Origin of the sequence: Chitinophaga sp., from assembly GCF_036569185.1 — a bacterium.
In the GTDB taxonomy this organism is placed as follows: Bacteria; Bacteroidota; Bacteroidia; order Chitinophagales; family Chitinophagaceae; genus Chitinophaga.
The window spans coordinates 29,860-50,040 of the sequence record NZ_DATCRD010000416.1 but is presented as its reverse complement, the minus strand read 5'-3'; the positions used below and the strand labels follow the sequence as shown (position 1 = coordinate 50,040).

Below are 20,181 nucleotides of genomic sequence, written 5' to 3'. Positions count from 1 at the left end.
AATGCTTTACAGTATTGAATTTTAGGTTTCAGATTCAGTTATAGTATTTAAAGGTTTAGATTCAGATTTTTGGTTGCCGCTACAATTACATAATAAGGCTTGCCAGTATTACTGGTCGCTTAAAAATAAAAAAGAAATTTCAATTTTCATTGCAGTAAAAAAAAATTACTGCCGGTTCATCTCTTCAAAAATAATTGAATCACCTGCCAATACTAGCTATCAGCATCTTATATATTTACTTCATAAAAGATTTTCTTTTGTTCTCCTTATCCTGTTAACGTATAGGCATCACCGGTACCTGAAGGATGCTACTTCAGTAGCGGCACCAGGCAGGCGCCTGTAATTAATCCGCAATAACCGGGTTTTTTGCCGATATTCACGAAGCTACCTTTGTTTAAAAACATTGAAGCCATGAATCATTACAACACCATCGCCTCGGCAATCGACTATATTAAAGCGCATTTCAAAACGCAGCCCGATCTCCGGGAGATTGCTGCAGCCGTACATATGAGCCCGTTTCATTTTCAGCGGGTATTTGCAGAATGGGCAGGGGTAACTCCTAAAAAATTCCTTCAATACCTTACACTGGATTATGCTAAAACTATATTGAGAGAAGAAAAAGTGACCGTTTTCGACGCAGCTTTTGAAGCAGGGCTTTCAGGTACCGGACGCTTGCATGACCTGTTTATCAACATAGAAAGCATGACGCCGGGAGAATACAAAAACGGCGGTAAAGCGCTGCACATTAATTACAGTTTCGCGGAAAGCCCATTCGGCGATATCATAGTGGCATCCACTTCCAAAGGTATTTGCCATATGGCCTTTGCAGACAACCAGCAACAGGCCTTCGAGGATCTGAAAGCCCAGTTCCCCCATGCACAGTTTACCCAGATGGTAGATCTTATCCAGCAAAACACCCTGTATATTTTTACGCAGGACTGGAGCCGGCTGTCTGAAATTAAGCTGCACCTGCGGGGAACGGACTTTCAGCTGAAAGTATGGGAAGCGCTCCTGAAAATCCCGGTGGGAAACCTAACTACTTATTCGCACCTGGCAAGTACTATCAAGCATCCCAACGCATCCCGTGCAGTAGGCACTGCAGTTGCCCAAAACCCCGTGGCATTCCTGATCCCCTGTCATCGTGTTATTAAAGCCAGCGGCGATACCGGCCAATACCACTGGGGCAGCACGCGCAAAAGCGCCATCATCGGATGGGAAGCTGCAAAAAAAGGGAATAAAGACGGATGAAAAATATAATCATCTTATCAACCTCCTGTAAAAGTCAAAACAAAGGGCTGCCCGCTTGTGTAGGACAGCCCCGTTTTTGCTTATGAAAAAAAGGACCAGCACTAAATAGTGCCTGCCGGTTAGACGAGGAAAAAAATTTATCAGAAAGTCAAAAATACCACTATTGTATAAGCGTTATCAACATGCCTGCAGGCATGCGCATTAGTTTCTCACGAAAGATCAGCGCCTGGTTTAGATATTGATCAAGTTAGTATATCGTTTGTGATAATTCCGTTTTTCAGATTTTGGTTGCTATAAACACATCCTCCCGCAGATGCTCAGTAGTGCTTAATAGGTTACCTTAAAAATAAAAAATTATTTCGCATTTCCATATATAAATTTTTGCGTTTGTTCCCCGGGATCAACAAAAACTATATCAATATTCAGCATCAATCCTTTACATATACCAATATCCATTGGTTTTCTTACCTTTCCGAAAAAAACAATGACATCCGGAAAGAAACCTGTTGGCCTTACAGACTCCCAGGGCTGGGAAACCGGCATCCGGCGCACTCTTGCCATCAACCCCGCAGATGCCTGGGAAATGTTGTTTACACAACCTGTTCTCGGGTACTGGCTGGACGGTAGCGCCAGTCTCCCTTTTGAAAAAAACGATACCTATACTACCGCTTCCGGTATTACTATCAGGGTTGCTTCCGTTACTACCGGTAAAGTGATCCGGATGAAATGGCAGGAAGCTCCGGGCACAGATTCATCTACCCTGCAAATAAGGGTGATTCCGGCCAAAGAAAAAACGGTTATCGCCTTTCACCACGAATGGCTGAAAGATGAGAAGGAAAGAATAAAAATGAACGATTACTGGAAAGGAGTACTGGATAAAATAGAAACTTACCTGCAGAAATGATGTTTAAAGTTTACCTGTGTGAAGATGTGACCTTAAAAACACCTTAACAAATTATACGCTTTTTTCCCCAAAGAACCTATTATTTTTAAGCCTATTATAAGGCTGTGCTCCGATTCTTACCCCTAACTTTGCAATACCAAACCTACGGGAACGCGAACTTATGAATGTTTACAGTATAGTTAAAGGGCCCCAACAGCCAGAACTGCTTCACCATGAAACACTGGCGGATATCTTTTCCCAAACCGTGCGGGAACACGCCCAACACACCGCACTGGTATTCCGGCAACAAACACTCACTTATCAGCAGCTGGATCACTGGAGTAATGCGATTGCCGTATATCTTCAATCGAAGGGAATAGGCCCGGGAAGCGTGGTGGGCATCTGGTGGCCGCGCAGCCTGGAACTGCATGCAGCAATACTTGGCATTATAAAAGCCGGTGCTGCCTATGTACCGCTCGACCGGGAAATGCCTGCAGAAAGAGTGGAAGGCGTGCTTACAGAAGTGAAGGCAGCAGCCTGTTTCAGCGAAGTGCCCCTGCAGCTGAATGCCGAAATACTAACCGTTCCCCCAATGCCGGATCATTCCGGGGTGTTTTCTCTGGAAACTGGTCCGCAGCCGGAAAATTTCGCTTATGTGCTGTATACCTCTGGCAGTACCGGTAAGCCTAAAGGCATCCCCATCAGTCACCGGCAGATCTGCCACCTGATCAGGGCGGAACAAACCGTATTAAATATCCGTGCTACAGATAAAGTATACCAGGGCTTTTCCGTATCATTCGATATGTGGTGCGAGGAAACCTGGCTTAGCTATTTTGCAGGCGCCACCCTTTGGGTGGCCGATGCAACTACTGCCAAGGCCATCGATGAACTGGGCGATGTATTGCGCCGGGAAAACATCACCATATTACATGCTGTTCCCAGTTTACTGGCCATCATGGATGATAACATTCCTTCGCTGCGCCTCATCAACGCCGGCGGGGAAGCATGCACCCCCCAGGTATTATCCAGGTGGGCCATTCCACCACGCCGCTTCTATAACAGTTACGGCCCTACGGAAACTACTGTAAGCGCTACTTTTGCGGCACTCAAACCCGGGGATTATATCACCATCGGTCAGCCGTTGCCTAATTATAACATGGCTGTGGTAGACGAAAAACTGGATATTCTTCCGTTGGGAGAACGTGGAGAGCTGGTGATCTCCGGCCCGGGTGTAGGCGCAGGCTATATCGACAGGCCCGAGCTTACGCACGAAAAGTTTGTGGATAAACCCGCCAGTATGACCGAACTGCCTGGCGATCGCCTGTACCGCACCGGTGACGCCGCTATCATTTTGCCCGATGGCAGTATCGATTTCCAGGGCCGGCTGGACGACCAGATCAAACTACGCGGATACAGGATCGAACTGGGGGAAATTGAAAACCAGCTCCATGCCATTGCCAGCATCGCAGCCGCCGCAGTAGCGGTTAAAAAAGACAGCAACGACCAGGATCAACTGGTAGGTTATATTCTGAAAGAAAATGATACTCCTTTTGATGAACAGGCCCTCCGCACTGCGCTCGCAAAGGTATTACCACCTTATATGGTACCAGGCACCATTGTGGCATTGGAAGATATGCCACGCCTGCCCAGCGGAAAAATAAACCGCAAAGCCCTGCCTCTGCCGGCTGCCTTTGCAGAAGTAACCACCCATGAAGCCATCAACCCGGATGCACCTGTAGCTGAAAGGATCACGGCTATACTGTCGAAAGTGTTCCCCGACCGGACGATCGATCTCCAACAGGATTTCTTTACAGACCTCGGCGGGCATTCATTACTGGCAGCGGCCTTTGTATCACGACTGCGCCGCGAGGCCAACGTGCCTAACGCATCTCTCAAAGATATTTACATACACCGCCCCTTACAGGAACTGGTAAATGTATGGGCGGCACAACCACAGGAAGGTCAGAAACCACCGCGTGTATTTAATAAAATACCCTGGTGGCGCCACCTCAGCTGCTGGATAGCGCAAACCATTGCGGTACTGGTGATCTTTGGATTATTTGCTATGCAGATATTCCTGCCTTACCTGGGATACTATTATGTAGAACAGGATACCAGTCATCTGGGATATGCTATTCTTACTGCCCTCATCATGTTTTGCCTGCTGCCTCCCCTTTTCTCTGTTCTTATTATCAGTACCAAATGGATCGTTATAGGAAAGATGAAAGCAGGTGATTATCCATTATGGGGCACATACTACTTCCGTTGGTGGCTGGTAAAAACAACCCAACGGCTGATGCCATCCCAATTCCTTAACGGCACACCGCTATACCCCAGGTACCTGCGGATGCTGGGTGTGAAAATAGCGCCGGATGCACAACTCGGCGCAGTAACCATTGGCGCAGAAGACCTTGTTACCATTGGCAGTGATGTGAGCATCAGTTCACAGGCGGTCATCAACAATGCCTTTATAGAAGATGGCCTGTTGAAACTGCGCACCGTACATCTGGGCGATCACGCATACATAGGTAGCAGCGCGGTTATAGGTGGCAACACAGTAATGGAAGACTGGAGCGAGTTACAGGACCTTAGCTTTTTGCCTGGCAACAGCAGGGTAAAATCCGGTGAAGTATGGCAGGGAAGTCCGGCTGTATTAAAAGTAACCAAAAGTATCAGCGACTTACCGCAACCATTGCCTGTATCCAATGCAACCCGCAGAAAATACGGCGCCATCTTTTCCATGTTCCTGCTGGTGTTTCCATTCACGGTATTACTTCCGTTATTGCCCACCATCATCATCCTGAACCAAATGGATAATGCAGCGCCGGATTACAACTTTAATTACATGGTGATCACACCGGCATTGGCGCTTACCTATATTATATTATTCACTGCGCAAACAGTGCTGCTCACCCGCTTACTGCAATGGGGAATAAAGCCCGGCACCTACCCCGTTTACAGCCCATTCTATGTTCGCAAATGGTTTGCCGATCAACTCATGTCTTTATCATTGATCGTGATACATCCCATTTTTGCCACGGTGTATATTTCTTCCCTGTTCCGCGCACTGGGGGCTAAAATTGGCCGTAACACGGAAGTATCCACCGCCAGCAGCGTTACCCATCCTTTACTGGAAATTGGTGAAGGCGCCTTTATTGCAGACGCGGTAACACTTGGTGAATCAGATGTACGCGGACAAAAACTGATACTGGAAAAAACGATTATCCATAATACCAGCTTTGTAGGTAACAGCGCCCTGATACCCCAGGGATATGAACTGCCGGAAAATATGCTGATAGGCGTGTTGTCCACACCGCCTTCCAAAGAACAACTGGAAACAAGCACTGCACGCGATTGGTTTGGTTCGCCGGCTATTGCGCTGCCAAGGCGACAGGAAAGCCATTTCTTTCCACCGGAGCTAACCACCCACCCTTCGCCTCAACGCAGGCTGGCCAGGGCCACCGTGGAGTTTATCCGCATTCTTATTCCTGAAACAGTGGTGATCTGTTGCAGTATCCTCTTCATTGCCTATGCGCATGACCTGGTAACAGATGAATCCTGGTGGATGATCCTGCTGCAGTTCCCGTTCTATTATCTGTTTTTCCTGGGACTGCCTGCATTCCTCTTTACCGTACTGCTCAAATGGATCCTTACCGGCAAATACAAAGCTTTACAAAGCCCCATGTGGACCTCCAAGGTGTGGCGCAGCGAAGCCATCACTTCCACCTATGAAGCGCTTTCTATTCCATTCCTGCTGGAATACCTGAAAGGCACTCCATGGCTTCCCGTACTGCTTCGCTTACTGGGCGTAAAAACAGGTCGCCGCGTATTATTGAACACCGCAGACATTACCGAATTTGATATGGTGGAAATTGGGACCGACAGTGTGCTGAATGAAGATAGCGGTCCGCAAACCCACTTGTTTGAAGACAGGGTAATGAAGATAGGGCCTATTAAAATAGGCCGCAGGAGCAGTATTGGTGCAAGGTCTATTATCCTGTACGACAGCGAAGTGGGCGATGATGTAAACATTGCGCCATTATCGCTGCTGATGAAAGGAGAAAACTTACAGCCAGGTACCAGCTGGACAGGTAGCCCGGTTAAACCTGACTAACGCTTTCAGCTATACGAAATGATCACTATTACATCCATACAGATCAGGGAGCATTATGAGCTCATCAACGCCATGATGGAACAGCTGCATCTTTCAGAGAAAGTATTTTTCTTCAAAACGGCTGACTGGGAAAGCATTGCCGCCAATTATATGCAGCATGTGATGGAAATGCAGGAAACCTGCAAGGGTACCTGCCTGGTGGCTTATGCAGATGATGTGCCGGCGGGTTTTATTTTTGCCTACCTGGAAGAAGCAGATGAAAGCCGGATTGAAGATTACACCGGCAATACCTTATATGTTTCTGATGGTTATGTGGCTCCTGAATTCCGCAGGCAGGGCATCTACCGGATGATGAACGAGGAACTGGAACGGATATACGTAGAGATGGGTGTACGCAGAATAGTAAGGTATACATTAGCTAATAACTATCGTATGCAACAGTTCCTGGCGTTGGAAAACTATGAACCGGTGCGGCTGGTGTATGAAAAATGGCTGACGCCCGACGGGACAAAACCGGTTCCGTTGTTTCCGTCCCGTACGGAATGACCTTTTTTTTACAGCATATCAGTAATCAATAGCGTGATCTTTTTTTACCATAGCTCCACTGTATACCTTTGCAGTTGTCCATAGTTGCGCGGGGGCCGACCAGAATGGATGCGCAGGCGGTAATCCAAGTGCCAGGAAGCCCGTGCTGCACAGGTACAGGCTGCCTGTAGAGGTATAAACATCCGCAATGTCCGGCTGGTGCCCACAGAAACCTATCTGCAGCCATCCCTTTTTATCAAAGGTACCGGGCGCTTCAAATATTCGTTTATTCACTGCCGTTAGTGCGCATCTTACCTGGGCGGGTGAAAGCTCTTCCGGTAACTTTTCCTCCAGTGCAATTTGTGCCAATGCCTGAAATGCTGCATTGCGGTAGGGCATAGAGCGGCCTACTATAGGGAAAGTGCCCTCCGGAGATATTTGCCGTTCCAGGATAGCGGCATAACGCTGCATACGTTTTAATGCAAGTTCATAATTTGCTTTACTGCTTTCTTCTTTTTCAGCCATTACCTTGAGTACATCCACCAGCATAGGCTGGATCACAAAGGAGTTGTAGTAGTCGTAATGAAAATGTGCGCCATCTCCGTACATACTGTCGCCTTTATACCACTCTATGATCTTTTGCACGGCAAAGTCTATTGGCTTGCGGTCCCAGTCGGCGCCAAACTTCAGCAACATCGCTTCAATAATAGCGGAGAACAATACCCAGTTACTTGTATATGCTTTAATACTGCGCAGGCTGACCAATCCGTCGATCACCTGTTGCTGTGTTTTTGCCGGTAACTGCGCCCATACCTGTTTAGGTGCGCGCAGTAATCCATGCGCCAGGAAGGCGCCGTCTACCAGCGGCTGTGCATCAAATTTACCGGTAAAGTTCATGTAATCGGGGGATGCAGGATCTACCGCCATAGCTATTGCTTTACGGGTCATTTCCAGCATGGCCAAACGCTTACCGGCTTCAGACGTATTATCGTCTCCCAGTTCAAGCCAGGGAGCAATACCCGCAAGGGTTCTGCCAAACGCCTCCAGGTAGGTTACTTTCTCCACCGGTTTTGAGTAGTTGGGCGCCACTTCGGTAGGCATAGTTGCTTTCAGTTGCCCTTTACTCAATTGCTCAATAACGGGACGGCATATACGAATCATCAGCTCCAGGTTATATGCCCTGTCGCCCAACAATGGTTTCTCCGCAGCCATCGCTTTCAGCACTCCTTTTTCCGAACCTATTGAGCTGGCTATACCCGCCATGGGAATAGCTTTGATAAAAAAGCGTCTGTCCATGTAAAAAAATTTACCGTGTTATTTCGCCCATTGTTTATACCGCAGCAATGCTTCTACAAAATAGTAATCCGCATAGGTAAGCGGTACATCCACTTCCGATTTGTTTGGCAGGTGGCCTACGCTATGCATCAAAATAAAATCATTATTCTCTCCTTCTTTTGCCAGGTATGCCGGGCTGCAAAGGCTTGTCAGCATTTTCTCTGCTGCATTCCAGTAACGTTTGCCATCTGTTTTGTTGGTGTAACGGCTCAGTTCAAGCAGGGCAGATGCAGCTACTGATGCAGCTGATACATCTCGCAGGGCATTGGGAATATCCGGCGCATCGTAATCCCAGTATGGCACCAGGTCGGCCGGCATATGTGGGTTATTCAGGATGAAGTCCGCAATATGACGTGCCTGTTCCAGGTAAGCTTTATCCTTTGTATCCCGGTACATAAGTGTATAGCCATATAACCCCCATGCCTGTCCGCGCGCCCAGGCGGAGCTGTCTGCCAGTCCCTGGTGTGTTTTACGCTCATTTACGGCGCCGGTGGCAGGATCATAGTCCACAACGTGATAAGAGCTGTAATCCGGGCGGAAATGATGCTTCATGGTAGTGTTGGCATGCGTGCGCGCAATGTCCGAGAATTTTTTATCACCGCTTTCACGGGCTGCCCAGTTGAGCAGTTCCAGGTTCATCATGTTATCAATGATCACAGGAAATTTCCAGGTGCCATGATCCCAGGATTTTATACAGCCTACTGTTGGATTAAAGCGGGTGGATAAGGATTGTGCGCTGGTAAGCAGAATGGCTTTGTAGGCAGAGTCTTTCGTAATACGCAGGGCATTTCCGAACGGACAGTACATCATAAATCCAAGGTCGTGTGTATGCGTATTATATTGCTCCTTTTCCACTAACGCCATTTTTTTGAGCGCTTCGTTCTTAAAGGCCGGATCTTTTGTATACTCAAAAAGATACCAGTTGGTGCCGGGATAAAAACCGGATGTCCACCAGCTGGAGTTGGAAGTCATCAGGCTGCCATCTTTATTGGTGCTGCGTGGCAATACGGTATCGGGCACGTGTGCCATCATCAGCTTATATTGCCGGGCGGCAAATTGCAGGGTAGCATCAGCTTTCGCAAGCAAAGCTTTATCTGCTTTTCCTGACTGTGCATACGATTGCATGAAAAATGCGGGTAATAACAGTACCGTAAAGAACAGGTTCTTTTTCATAATAACGTGATTATAGTATGATCATTTCTTTTTTCCGCCGCTCTTTGCTGCACCGGCAGAAGACTCGCGGGCTATCAGTTGAATAGGTATTATTTCCTGTGAATAACGTGGCGTATTGGATGGTGCAGTATTGATCAGTTCCATAAGGGCGGCTACTACGCGCTCACCCATCATAGCCGGATACTGGTCAACGCTGGTAACAGGAGGTGTAACTATCTCTGTGCGGGGATCGTTTGAATAGCCCACTATTTTCAGATCTTCGGGCACCCTTACATTGATCTTGCGGCAATACTGCATAATAGTAATGGCGGTAGTATCATTGGAAGCAAATATGCCATCGGGAAACGGTGGTTGCGAGAATATTTTTTCGCAGGTTTGCCAGGCGTTGTCACGTGTAAGCTCGTGGTAGAACACCCGCGTTTTTTTGAACGGTAATTTGAATTCCTGTAAGGCATTCTTATAGCCGGCCACCCTTTCCACATAAAGATTACAGCTCAATGGGCCTGATATGTGAACAATATCCTTACATCCTTTTTCTATCAGGTGAGTAGTGGCAGTATAACCTCCTACATAATCATCTCCCTTAATTACTTTTACATTATAATCTTTGGGCACCCTGTCAAAAAATATCAATGGTATTTTATTATCCTTGAATACATCGAAATGGGAAAAATCGGTGGTGTACAAAGTGGTAGATACAACTAAACCGTCTACCCGTGCGGAGTACAGCGTATTCACCAACGCCACTTCCTGTTCATAGGAATCGTTCGACTGGCAGATGATGAGATTATAGCCATGCTCCTGCAGTTTGTTTTGAATGATAGTACTGATGGCAGCAGGAAAGAACATAGAGATGCGCGGCACAATAAGCCCGATGGTTTTACTTTTATTGTTGCGTAAACCGGCAGCCAGCGCATTTGGGCGATAGCCTAGTTTACGGGCCATCTTCTTCACTTTGTCTTTCGTACGTGCGCTGATGTTAGGATTATCATTCAGGGCACGGGATACGGTAGATACTGAGAGTTTCAGTTCTTCTGCAATATCTACAATCGTTTTTTCAGTACGTTTGCTCATGTATAGAGGCTATTAGCTGTAAAAGTTCTTATCTTCCCATCCAGCCACCATCCACTGTAAGGATAGTACCATGCACATAATCAGCCGCTTTTGAGGCGAGGAATATGACAGGTCCTGCAAAATCTTCCGGTTCTCCCCATCTGCCGGCAGGAATACGGTCCAGTATAGAGCTGCTGCGTTGCTGATCTGCCCTCAGGGCTGCGGTATTATCCGTAGCAATATATCCCGGGGCAATGGCATTCACATTCACTCCCTTTGATGCCCATTCATTGGCAAATGCTTTCACCAGTGATCCTACAGCGCCTTTACTGGCGGCATACCCTGGCACATTAATCCCTCCCTGGAAGGTGAGCAAAGATGCTGTAAAGATAACTTTTCCGTTTCCACGGGCAATCATTCCTTTCCCGATTTCACGGGTCAGGATAAATTGGGCGTTCAGGTTGATGTTAATTACCTCGTCCCAGTACTCGTCCGGGTGCTCAGCCGCGGGCTTCCGGAGAATAGTGCCTGCATTGTTGACAAGAATGTCTATTACCGGTGCATCCTGCTCCAGTTGCCTTATAAAGGCATAAAGACTGGTACGGTCTGAAAAGTTACACTGGTAGGCTTTAAAACTGCGGCCCAATGCTGTTACTTCCTTTTCCACTTCGCTGCCGTTCAGCTCCAGGGAAGCAGAAACCCCGATAATATCCGCACCTGCGGAAGCCAGTGCCACCGCCATCGCCTTTCCTATACCACGTTTGCAGCCGGTAACCAGCGCAGTTTTTCCTTTTAACTGAAATAAATCCATGATGAATGAGATGGATGTTTTTCAGCAGGCCATTTACGGGCCTGCTGAAAAAGTTATTGAATCTTTACCTGTAAAGGTTGTTTAATCTTTTGTGCAAATGTCTCCAGGTAGCGGAACCATTCTTCGGATGAAGTGATCCTCCCGCCTTTATTCCATGCCGCCCCGAAATAGTATTCATATGCCTGTCCGTTCCCTGCTGTTCCGGGGCTCAACAAATGTACCTGGTCTGTTTTCATTCCCGGGATTTCACGGGCAAAAACACAGCCTACGCCCAGTGTGCCATCTTCTCCATGCGTTGGCTCCCAATAACCCATTACACCGTTTTTTTCGTCCAGTAACACCGTCCCTGGTTCTTTGCGTTTTACGATGCCTGTTACCACCGGAATGCTGTTTCCTTTGAAACTGTATTGCACCTGCATTTTATTAAGCTGGGAACCTGCATCCAGGGAAATGGTTTTGGTAACGGTAACGGCGGTATTGCCTGCCTGCCAGGTATCGTAAGTAAGGGAAAAAGTAGTGCGCAACGGGCCGTTGTCCAGCGTTTTGGACTGCCGGTAATTCTTTGGGAAATAGATGGTATCCTTTCCGTATGGCGCTGTATCACCTGCTCCCAGTGTTAAGCCTACACTGTAATAATCCAGTCCCTGCCCGTTGTCGTGGTGATAATTATCCAGCTTATACCAGGTATCAATAACCATATCAGTAGTACGTTTGGCCCAGACATCAATGCCATAGGCCATTTCCTTTGGCACCAGTTCAAGCGCTTTACCATACATACGATAAGCCATACGGTCATTTTCCCAGGCATAATCATCTTTACGCTCAGGTACATAACGGCCATACGCTTTTGCTTTTACAGGCGCCGGGGTTCCTTCCACCACCGCCGCATATAAACTTGCCGCAGACGGTACAGTTACCTGTAACAATATTTTCTTTGCGGATTTATCACCTTCATAAATTAACTGGTAAGGAATTTCCTGTCCGCTCAATACATCTACCACTTTGAAGCCCTTCAACGTTTTTTTGGGCAGCTTTGCGCTGAAATCAGCGTAAGGGATTTCTGTTACTTCTTCTATCCTGTTGATACCAGTGTTATTGGAGATGACCAGGTGGGCTGCAGCATTTTTCCTGAGATCATATTTGATCAGTTCAGAGCCGGCTAACAGGAACGCACCTACGCCATATACTTCTGTATCACTGGCAGTCGCTTTTCCCGGCGCAGCGCCTATTTCCTGAACAAAACCAAGTTTACCGTTCGGCTGCACGCAACCGGTAAGCGCTTCCCATCCTTTCTGTATCACCGGTAAAAATTGCTTCTCAGGTAGCAGGCCATTGTTCACACCCCACATTAACGCATATACGTAAAACCCGGTGCCGCTTGTTTCCTTTGCCGGGTAGCTGTCGGGGTCCAGCAGGCTGGCATGCCAGGTGCCATCTGCTGTTTGTAGCGCTGCAATGCGGTAAGCCATTTGCTTGTACAGCTCCTGGAAACGCGTTCTGCCTGCATAACCAGCCGGCATATTATCCAGCATACGTACCAGGCCGCCCATTACCCAACCATTACCACGGCTCCAGTACACATTGGTACCATTCTTTTCTTTTTTGCCGATATAACTGCCATCACGGTAATAAAGGCTATCCTGTTTGTTGTACAGGTAATCGGTGGTTTTCCACCATAATTTATCCGCGGTCTCCAGGTAGCGGGGATCACCGGTAGCAGTGCTTAAATAAGCCAGTGCCGGAGGTCCCATGAATAATGCATCACACCAGGCCCATTCCCGGTGATGAATACCATCTTTCCATTCGAGCGATTCGGTATGCGGCGCCGCAACGATACTATCCGCCAGCTTGCGGAACTTCTCTGTCATTACCGGGTCTTTATACACACTGTTCAGTTGCGAATACAGCTGTCCCACGCAGTATTCATCTGCGAAGAAACGGTCTGGTCCCGTATTCCAGTCATTATCTCTTCCCACCTGCACCAGGCGGTCAATAAAGAATGGATTGGAAGTTACCTGTGCCAGCGACATCATACCGGCATACATGGCACCGTTGGTCCAATCGGTAGGTGCATGATTCCAGCCATTGGCAGTAATATGACGCCATTGCCAGGAAGCTACTTTTTCCATTTGCGCCCTCACTGCAGCCGCAGTATGGGCATCGGCAGCAACCATGGCATGCTGGCCGGTAACAGGTCCTGTTGCATGCACCGGTAAGCCGGCATGCAGGAAAGACAAGCCCAGCAAGCTTCCTGCGATAATTGTTTTCATCATCATGATAGCAGCTATTATGAATTCATTAACGTAGTTCAGTGATCTTACAATGATCCATATCACCATAGTCGAGATTTTCACCGGCCATCCCCCATATAAAAGTATAGTTGCTGGTGCCAGCCCCGGAGTGGATAGACCAGGGCGGGGATATCACCGCCTGCTCGTTCTGTATCCAGATATGACGGCTTTCCTGCGGCTGCCCCATAAAATGGCATACCGACTGTCCTTCCGGTACTTCAAAATAAAAGTACACTTCCATTCTGCGGTCGTGCGTATGCGCCGGCATCGTATTCCATACGCTGCCAGGTTGCAGCTCCGTCATACCCATCTGCAGCTGGCATGTTTCCAGTACACTGTTTACCAGTAGTTTGTTGATGGTACGGTGATTGGAAGTTTCCAGCGCGCCCAATGTTACTACTTCCGCTTCTTTTCTCGACACTTTACGTGTTGGATAGCTATGATGTGCAGGTGTGGAGTTCAGGTAAAATTTAGCAGGTGTCTGAGGGTTTTTACTGGAGAAGATCACCTGTTGTTTTCCTTTGCCGATGTATAACGCTTCCTTGTACGCCAGTTCAAACTTCTCCCCATCTACTTCTACTATTCCATCACCACCTACATTGATCATTCCCAGTTCCCTTCTTTCCAGGAAATAAGCCGCCTTCAGCAGGTCAATGGTTTCCAGTGTTACCGGGCCTTTAACGGGCATTGCACCGCCGGTAAGATAGCGGTCGTAATGCGTATGCGTCCATGCAATATGATCTGCATCAAAAATCTTTTCCATTAAAAATGCCTGCCTGAGTTGCGTGGTGTCCATTTGCTTTACTTCAGCCGGACTGCTGGCATATCTTGATTCGAACGTGGTACTCATATTTTGCTTTTGATATTTCAGGTTATTGATAACATAACCGGATATGGCTTTCCGGCTTAATAATTTACATGGTAATCTTTGCGGATAGTTTTGCCTGACCATACCTTTTGTGCAGTCCATTCTGCCGCAGGATCAGACCAGAAAGGATCCGTTGCCGGTAAGCCCAGCGCCAGGAAACCATTGGTACAGATATACAGGCTGCCTGTTGAAGTGTAAACATCCGCAACTTCCGGCTGGTGACCGCAGATGCCCAGCTGCAGCCAGCCCTGTTTATCGAAGGTGCCCTTCATTTCAAAAATGTTCTTCATGATGGCCGACATAGCGCAACGTACCTGTGCAGGTGCAATGCTATCGGGCAACTGGTGCCGGAGCGCCAGCTGAACCAACGGCTGAAAAGCTGCCGTGCGGTAGGTCATTGACCGGCCTAACGCAGGGTAGGTACCATCAGGAGCGATCATCCGCTCCTGCAGTTCTGCAAACCGCTGCATTCTTTTAATCGCCTGTTCATAATCGGCCTTGCTTCCCTGATGCTTATCCAGCAATACTTTCAGCATATCGGTAAACATGGGATGAATTACATAACCATTGTAGTAATCCAATGAAAATTGCGGGCCATCACTATAGAAGCCATCGCCTGCATACCATTCCTGGATCTTTTTGGTAGCAATCATCGTACGCAGGGGTTCCCATTCTTCATCTATCGACAACAGGAAAGCCTCTACCATAGCGGCAAAGAGCAACCAGTTATTATAAGCCGGGCGTATGCGTCTTAATTCTTTCAGCTCCTTTACAATATTTGCTTTCGTAACATTATCCAGTGGTTGCCATAATGCTTCAGGCGCACGCATAAACGTCTGGCACAAATAGGCAGCATCTACCAGGGGTTGGGCTTCCGATCTGAAGTTAAGATAATCAGGTGAAGCGGGGTTTACTCCATTCACAATACCCTGTAATACCTGTTCCCTTACCTGTTTGCGCTGTTTACTTTCCGGAGTAGCATCGTCGGGTAGTGCCAGCCAGGGCGCCAGGCCGGAAATACAGCGGCCAAAAGCCTCCAGGTAAGTTACCTTCTCCACCGCCAGGCCATAGCCCGGGCCTCTTTCAAGGGGCATGTTCTTTTTCAGTGTGCCTTTGCTCATATTCTCCACCACTGGACGGGAAATACGTTGAAGCAGGTCCAGCTGGTATTGCCTGTCTCTGCTGCCATTGATAACCGTATCCTGCTGAGCATGGTTTTGCCCGTTTGCAGCATTCAGCTGGTCCTTCCCGGTGGAGGCACTGTTCACCGTTGGCCCTTTTACCGCTTCTGCTATGGCCTGCGCAGGAGCCATTGCTCCCGCCAGACCAGCCAGCGGCACTATTCTGATAAAATTCCTGCGTTCCAATGTAGCATACTTTTATTAGTTAAAAAGGCGGTTTCATTACGTGGTTCCTGGCCAAAGCTCTAAAGTAATGCAAACGTTTGCAAAAATCAAGCATTTATTTTAAAAAGTCTTTTAAACTACCACCTTATGTAAACGGCCTTTTCTATAAAAAAACAGCCATGTTACCATCTTATTTACGGCTCATAATAAATCCAACTGAATGCTTACCGGCCAGTGCTTTGCCACGTGATTTCAGGCTGATACGCGTAACATGATCGCCCCATACAGGTGATAACCGGCCGTCTTTTACCTCCTGTTCCTCCGTTATTACTTCAAATAAAGCAGGATCATATGAGAGTAACAGGTTGGCAGTACTGCCTTTTAACAGTATCCGCCCGGGGGTATTGGTATCAGCGGGCAAACAGGTCATGAAATGCAACAGGAAAGGCTCTTTCCACTCTTTAAGCTGGTATGCTTCCGATAATTGCAGGGAAGTTTTTGCAGGATTGAAGGTAAAAGTACGCTTCCACGACTGCACCTCCGCCTCCGCCGGGTAAGCAGCGGCAATGTCCATACTCAGTTTATTGCGGGCATACTGCACCGCAGTGGCCTGGAACTGCCGGCCATCGCGCTGCTGGATACCGTTTATAGTGGGACAATTATGCCATTGCGACTGCATAAACCATAATTTATAACGGTCAGCACTGAAAGTTTGTTTGGTATAAGTGCCCACACCAACGTCAATAAGTGCAGGCTTACCATCCATATAGAGCACAAAGTTCCCCACATCGTTATGATTATGGCTTTCCGCGTTATGACCACCCTGTGCGGCGAAAAATAAACCCTTTGCTTCACCCGCTGCCGAACGCAGTGACAATACCTGCAGGTCGGGAAGCCAGTTTTCAGCAGTATAGGGCGCCGCTGCTTTAGCTTGCAGCAATGCAGTACGGTGCTCTACATTATACACAAAGAAAGCCAGGGAAGGTGTTTTAACCCGGTTACTGTCGGGGTTCTCCAACCGCGACAAGTAAGCGGCAAAATTGATCAGCAATGGATCATGAAAGGTAGCTCCGTACAAATAAACTGTATGCGCCGGTGGAATAGTACTGGCAGAAGCGTCTGCAAAATTCACAAACCGGCTGCTGTCTACATGCATTTTGTAAATATAGGCGCCGATACGGTGAATCAGTTCATTGTGGCTCCAGTCGAGCCGATGTTTTGAAGCACTGCTCAACAGGTCTGTAAACTCAATGAGCTTTCCTCCCGCATGTCCCCAATAGGTAGGGCCTTCGTCGCAACCACCATCATCAGGATATCCATTCACAAAATTATCTGCACTACGGATCGTTTTCTCAATCACCTTATTTCGTATATCCGTTTCATTTATACTGAGCAGGGCTGTTTGCAGCACATTGGTATTGATCCAGATGTTCCAGTTATTCACGGAGCGGCCGGCCCATCCCATCCACCAGAAATCGTTCCGTTCCAGGAAGGGCGTTATAATGCGGTGCTGCAGCTCAAAGTTGATCCGTTTATTTACTACCGGCGAAAATTTATCCAGCTGATCATGCAGTAAAAACTGAGCCCAGCTCAGCGTAGCGGCAGTTTCGCCGGCAAACAGATCTACCACAGGTTCAGTAGGATCTGGCAGCCCGCTGCCCGCTTTCTGTGCGCCTATATGGGCAGGTAACACCCAGGTGCTTTCTTCCAGTATCAGCCACAGGCCATTTACAATCTGCGGGATATATTTTCCTTTGCCGTCTACCAGTTCACCCGCCACTAAGGCCGACAAAACTTTGCGACGCTCAAACTGTGCATTTTCAAAATTTACACGATTACCGTTATCACGGTATTGCAGATATAAAGTAGCCGGTAACGATGGCCAGTTAAATGATATCGCCTTATCCGCCTCTTTCAGCAGCAAAGCTTTGCTGGCAGCAGGCAATGCTGCAATTTTTTCCGTAACAGACCTGTATAATTCTTCCCGCCATTGCGTAACCTCTTTAAAAGCGGCGTCGCTTCCTTTTTCCCTGTACTCCCCGTATAAATAATTTCTTGCTTTACCGGCTTCCTGGGCTACGGGATGGCCGGCTATACCCGAAAAAAGCAACAAGGTGCAGATCAGTCTTTTAACGTGCATTTGACATTTATTTTTTATAAGATGAATAACAGGACTTATATAGGGTTAATGGTTGAAGGTATTGTTTGTTCAATTGGTTAGTTATGCGCTCCCCGCATGCTTGTTCACTTTGGAATTGTATGACAACTACTCCCGGTGTCATTCCGCATATATGGCAGATACCCGGTGTCAGCGGCATTCTGCATAGATGGCAGATATTTCAGTGTCACACCTGGAATAGCGGCATTCTGTATATCCACCTGATTTCAGCTCCCGGCTTTGGTATTATCCAAAAGAACCTGCATTTTTTTGTAAAGAACGGTGGGCCGAAACCCGCTATCAGGCTTAAAAATATTAAAATATGCGGTAATTACAAACGTTTGCATAAATATTACAACAAAACGCATTTTTGTATACCGGAAGGCCCAACCCTACTAATAGCGGATTAACAATTTCTAATTCATTCCTGACCTGCACCCACAAAGTGTTCCAGCGATATAATCAAATAGTCAAAATCTTATCAAGGATTAACATTTTACTATCATCAGCCGGAACAGTTATTTACTACTTTAGCTGTTATGAACGCTTATTTACAAATTCATCCTGACGATAATGTGCTGGTAGCCTTACAGGATATACCGGTAGGAACCGATATCTCATTTAACGGGCATAATATTCAACTGCAACAAAATATTTCTGCTAAACATAAATTCCTGATCAACGATATCCGGGAGGGCGATCCCATCACGATGTATGGCGTACTGGTGGGCAAAGCCAGCAAAAACATTGCGAAGGGAGAATCAATCACTACCGGAAACGTAGTACATGACGCCAACGCTTTTCATGAAAAAGACAGTTCACTGGAATGGCAGGCTCCTGATGTGAGTAAATGGAAAAACCGCACTTTTATGGGCTACCACCGGGCCGACGGGCAAGTGGGTACCCGTAATTACTGGCTGGTAATTCCCCTGGTTTTTTGTGAGAACAGGAATGTAGGAGTGATTAAAACCGCTTTCGAAAAGGGGTTGGGTTTCTCTCCCGCAGAAGTATATAACGAACAGGTAACAGACCTGGTGACCCTTTACAGGAACGGCGACCTGGAAGCCATCAAGAACTATGAAGCGGGCGCGCTAACGGAAACGGGCAAACGAAATGTAGTTTTCCCAAATATTGATGGTATAAAATTCCTTACCCATGAAGGGGGTTGCGGTGGTACCCGCCAGGATTCTGATGCCTTATGTGCTCTCCTGGCCGGCTATATCCATCACTCCAATGTAGCAGGCGCCACTATTCTCAGCCTCGGCTGCCAGCATGCGCAGGTGTCTATTCTGCAGGAATCACTCAAAAAATTAAACCCGGCCTTCAACAAGCCGGTACTGGTATACGAACAGCAGAAAAGTGCTTCGGAATTTGCGATGTTGTCTGCTGCTATTAAGGACACTTTCCTTGCATTGGTAGAAGCCAACAAACAAACGCGTAAACCAAGCCCTCTTTCCAAACTGGTAATAGGATTGGAATGCGGCGGCTCCGACGGATTTTCCGGTATTTCGGCCAACCCGGCGGTAGGCCATACTTCAGACCTGCTGGTAGCGCTGGGCGGGACCTCCATTCTTTCTGAATTCCCTGAACTGTGCGGGGTGGAACAGGAGCTGATCAACCGTTGTCAGACGGAAGAAACATCCGATAAATTCATCCGCATCATGCGGGCATATGAAAACCAGGCCCAGTCTGTTGGCTCTGGTTTTTACATGAACCCATCGCCCGGCAATATCAAGGATGGCCTTATTACGGATGCCATCAAATCTGCCGGAGCGGCAAAGAAAGGTGGCACTTCCCCCGTGGTAGATGTATTGGATTATACAGAATATGTAACTAAACCAGGATTGAACCTGCTTTGTACACCAGGCAATGATGTGGAATCCACTTCTGCGGAAGTAGGTTCCGGCGCTAATATAGTACTGTTCACAACCGGGCTTGGTACGCCAACCGGCAATCCCATCGCCCCGGTGGTGAAGCTGGCCACTAATACCAAACTGGCTACCCGTATGAAAGATATCATCGATATCAATACCGGTACCATCATCAGCGGCGAACAAAGCATTGCCGGTATGGGTGAAGAGATCCTGGAATACGTGATCAAAACCGCCAGTGGTGAAGTGCATACTAAAGCAGAACAGCTTAACCAGGACGATTTTATTCCGTGGAAAAGAGGCGTTTCGCTGTAACGCGGATTTTGTCTGACTCAGGATTAAACTGATTACGCTGATTACGCTGATTTGATTACTTTGGATTTAAAATGATTTGGGGAGATTTAAGCGAATACTTTCGCCTGAATCTCCCCAAATCTTTTATAAAATCATAACAAAATCAAATCAGCGTAATCAGCGTAATCAGTTTAATCCTGAGTCAGACAAA

Annotated in this window: 13 protein-coding genes; 5 read left to right on the top strand and 8 right to left on the bottom strand. The window is 47.4% G+C overall.

The genetic code is table 11. From position 1 onward, the window contains the following. Positions 1-411: 411 nt before the first annotated feature. From VIM72_RS31150 to VIM72_RS31135, 4 genes are all read left to right on the top strand, one after another. Positions 412-1,248, top strand: coding sequence for a methylated-DNA--[protein]-cysteine S-methyltransferase (locus tag VIM72_RS31150; protein ID WP_332006695.1), 837 nt, complete (start codon positions 412-414; stop codon positions 1,246-1,248). A gap of 484 nt (positions 1,249-1,732) precedes the next feature. Continuing rightward, positions 1,733-2,152: an SRPBCC domain-containing protein gene (locus VIM72_RS31145; protein ID WP_332006694.1), complete on the top strand. Its 420-nt coding sequence runs from the start codon at positions 1,733-1,735 to the stop codon at positions 2,150-2,152. 160 nt (positions 2,153-2,312) lie between these two features. Beyond that, positions 2,313-6,245 (top strand): Pls/PosA family non-ribosomal peptide synthetase, encoded by a 3,933-nt coding sequence (locus VIM72_RS31140; RefSeq protein ID WP_332006693.1) that lies wholly within the window; start codon positions 2,313-2,315, stop codon positions 6,243-6,245. A gap of 18 nt (positions 6,246-6,263) precedes the next feature. Further along, complete coding sequence (locus VIM72_RS31135; protein WP_332006692.1) at positions 6,264-6,791, top strand: GNAT family N-acetyltransferase; 528 nt, start codon at positions 6,264-6,266, stop codon at positions 6,789-6,791. 18 nt (positions 6,792-6,809) lie between these two features. Here VIM72_RS31135 and VIM72_RS31130 read toward each other — a convergent pair whose 3' ends face one another. From VIM72_RS31130 to VIM72_RS31095, 8 genes are all read right to left on the bottom strand, one after another. After that, positions 6,810-8,066, bottom strand: coding sequence for a DUF2264 domain-containing protein (locus tag VIM72_RS31130; RefSeq protein ID WP_332006691.1), 1,257 nt, complete (start codon positions 8,064-8,066; stop codon positions 6,810-6,812). Positions 8,067-8,084: 18 nt separating this feature from the next. Next, positions 8,085-9,278, bottom strand: coding sequence for a glucuronyl hydrolase (locus VIM72_RS31125; protein ID WP_332006690.1), 1,194 nt, complete (start codon positions 9,276-9,278; stop codon positions 8,085-8,087). A gap of 21 nt (positions 9,279-9,299) precedes the next feature. Continuing rightward, complete coding sequence (locus tag VIM72_RS31120; protein ID WP_332006689.1) at positions 9,300-10,352, bottom strand: LacI family DNA-binding transcriptional regulator; 1,053 nt, start codon at positions 10,350-10,352, stop codon at positions 9,300-9,302. Between the two features lie 28 nt (positions 10,353-10,380). Further along, positions 10,381-11,142 (bottom strand): SDR family oxidoreductase, encoded by a 762-nt coding sequence (locus VIM72_RS31115; RefSeq protein WP_414649078.1) that lies wholly within the window; start codon positions 11,140-11,142, stop codon positions 10,381-10,383. A gap of 53 nt (positions 11,143-11,195) precedes the next feature. Then, positions 11,196-13,481 carry a DUF4861 family protein gene (locus tag VIM72_RS31110; RefSeq protein WP_332006688.1) on the bottom strand — a complete coding sequence of 762 codons (2,286 nt, stop codon included), beginning with the start codon at positions 13,479-13,481 and terminating at the stop codon, positions 11,196-11,198. After that, positions 13,441-14,283 carry a 5-dehydro-4-deoxy-D-glucuronate isomerase gene (kduI, locus tag VIM72_RS31105; RefSeq protein ID WP_332006687.1) on the bottom strand — a complete coding sequence of 281 codons (843 nt, stop codon included), beginning with the start codon at positions 14,281-14,283 and terminating at the stop codon, positions 13,441-13,443. The genes VIM72_RS31110 and kduI overlap by 41 nt, the downstream gene beginning before the upstream one ends. 56 nt (positions 14,284-14,339) lie before the next feature. After that, entirely contained in the window at positions 14,340-15,668 is a 1,329-nt protein-coding gene (locus tag VIM72_RS31100; RefSeq protein ID WP_332006686.1) for a DUF2264 domain-containing protein, read from the bottom strand. Between the two features lie 169 nt (positions 15,669-15,837). Beyond that, positions 15,838-17,787: a heparinase II/III domain-containing protein gene (locus VIM72_RS31095; RefSeq protein ID WP_332006685.1), complete on the bottom strand. Its 1,950-nt coding sequence runs from the start codon at positions 17,785-17,787 to the stop codon at positions 15,838-15,840. Positions 17,788-18,344: 557 nt separating this feature from the next. Between VIM72_RS31095 and VIM72_RS31090 the strand changes: the two genes are divergently transcribed. Then, complete coding sequence (locus tag VIM72_RS31090; RefSeq protein WP_332006684.1) at positions 18,345-19,991, top strand: altronate dehydratase family protein; 1,647 nt, start codon at positions 18,345-18,347, stop codon at positions 19,989-19,991. Positions 19,992-20,181: the final 190 nt, after the last annotated feature.

Coding starts and splice junctions, on each gene's coding strand:
- VIM72_RS31150 (WP_332006695.1), top strand. CDS start 412: ATGAATCATTACAACACCATCGCCTCGGCAATCGACTATATTAAAGCG.
- VIM72_RS31145 (WP_332006694.1), top strand. CDS start 1,733: ATGACATCCGGAAAGAAACCTGTTGGCCTTACAGACTCCCAGGGCTGG.
- VIM72_RS31140 (WP_332006693.1), top strand. CDS start 2,313: ATGAATGTTTACAGTATAGTTAAAGGGCCCCAACAGCCAGAACTGCTT.
- VIM72_RS31135 (WP_332006692.1), top strand. CDS start 6,264: ATGATCACTATTACATCCATACAGATCAGGGAGCATTATGAGCTCATC.
- VIM72_RS31130 (WP_332006691.1), bottom strand. CDS start 8,066: ATGGACAGACGCTTTTTTATCAAAGCTATTCCCATGGCGGGTATAGCC.
- VIM72_RS31125 (WP_332006690.1), bottom strand. CDS start 9,278: ATGAAAAAGAACCTGTTCTTTACGGTACTGTTATTACCCGCATTTTTC.
- VIM72_RS31120 (WP_332006689.1), bottom strand. CDS start 10,352: ATGAGCAAACGTACTGAAAAAACGATTGTAGATATTGCAGAAGAACTG.
- VIM72_RS31115 (WP_414649078.1), bottom strand. CDS start 11,142: ATGGATTTATTTCAGTTAAAAGGAAAAACTGCGCTGGTTACCGGCTGC.
- VIM72_RS31110 (WP_332006688.1), bottom strand. CDS start 13,481: ATGGTGATATGGATCATTGTAAGATCACTGAACTACGTTAATGAATTC.
- kduI (WP_332006687.1), bottom strand. CDS start 14,283: ATGAGTACCACGTTCGAATCAAGATATGCCAGCAGTCCGGCTGAAGTA.
- VIM72_RS31095 (WP_332006685.1), bottom strand. CDS start 17,787: ATGCACGTTAAAAGACTGATCTGCACCTTGTTGCTTTTTTCGGGTATA.
- VIM72_RS31090 (WP_332006684.1), top strand. CDS start 18,345: ATGAACGCTTATTTACAAATTCATCCTGACGATAATGTGCTGGTAGCC.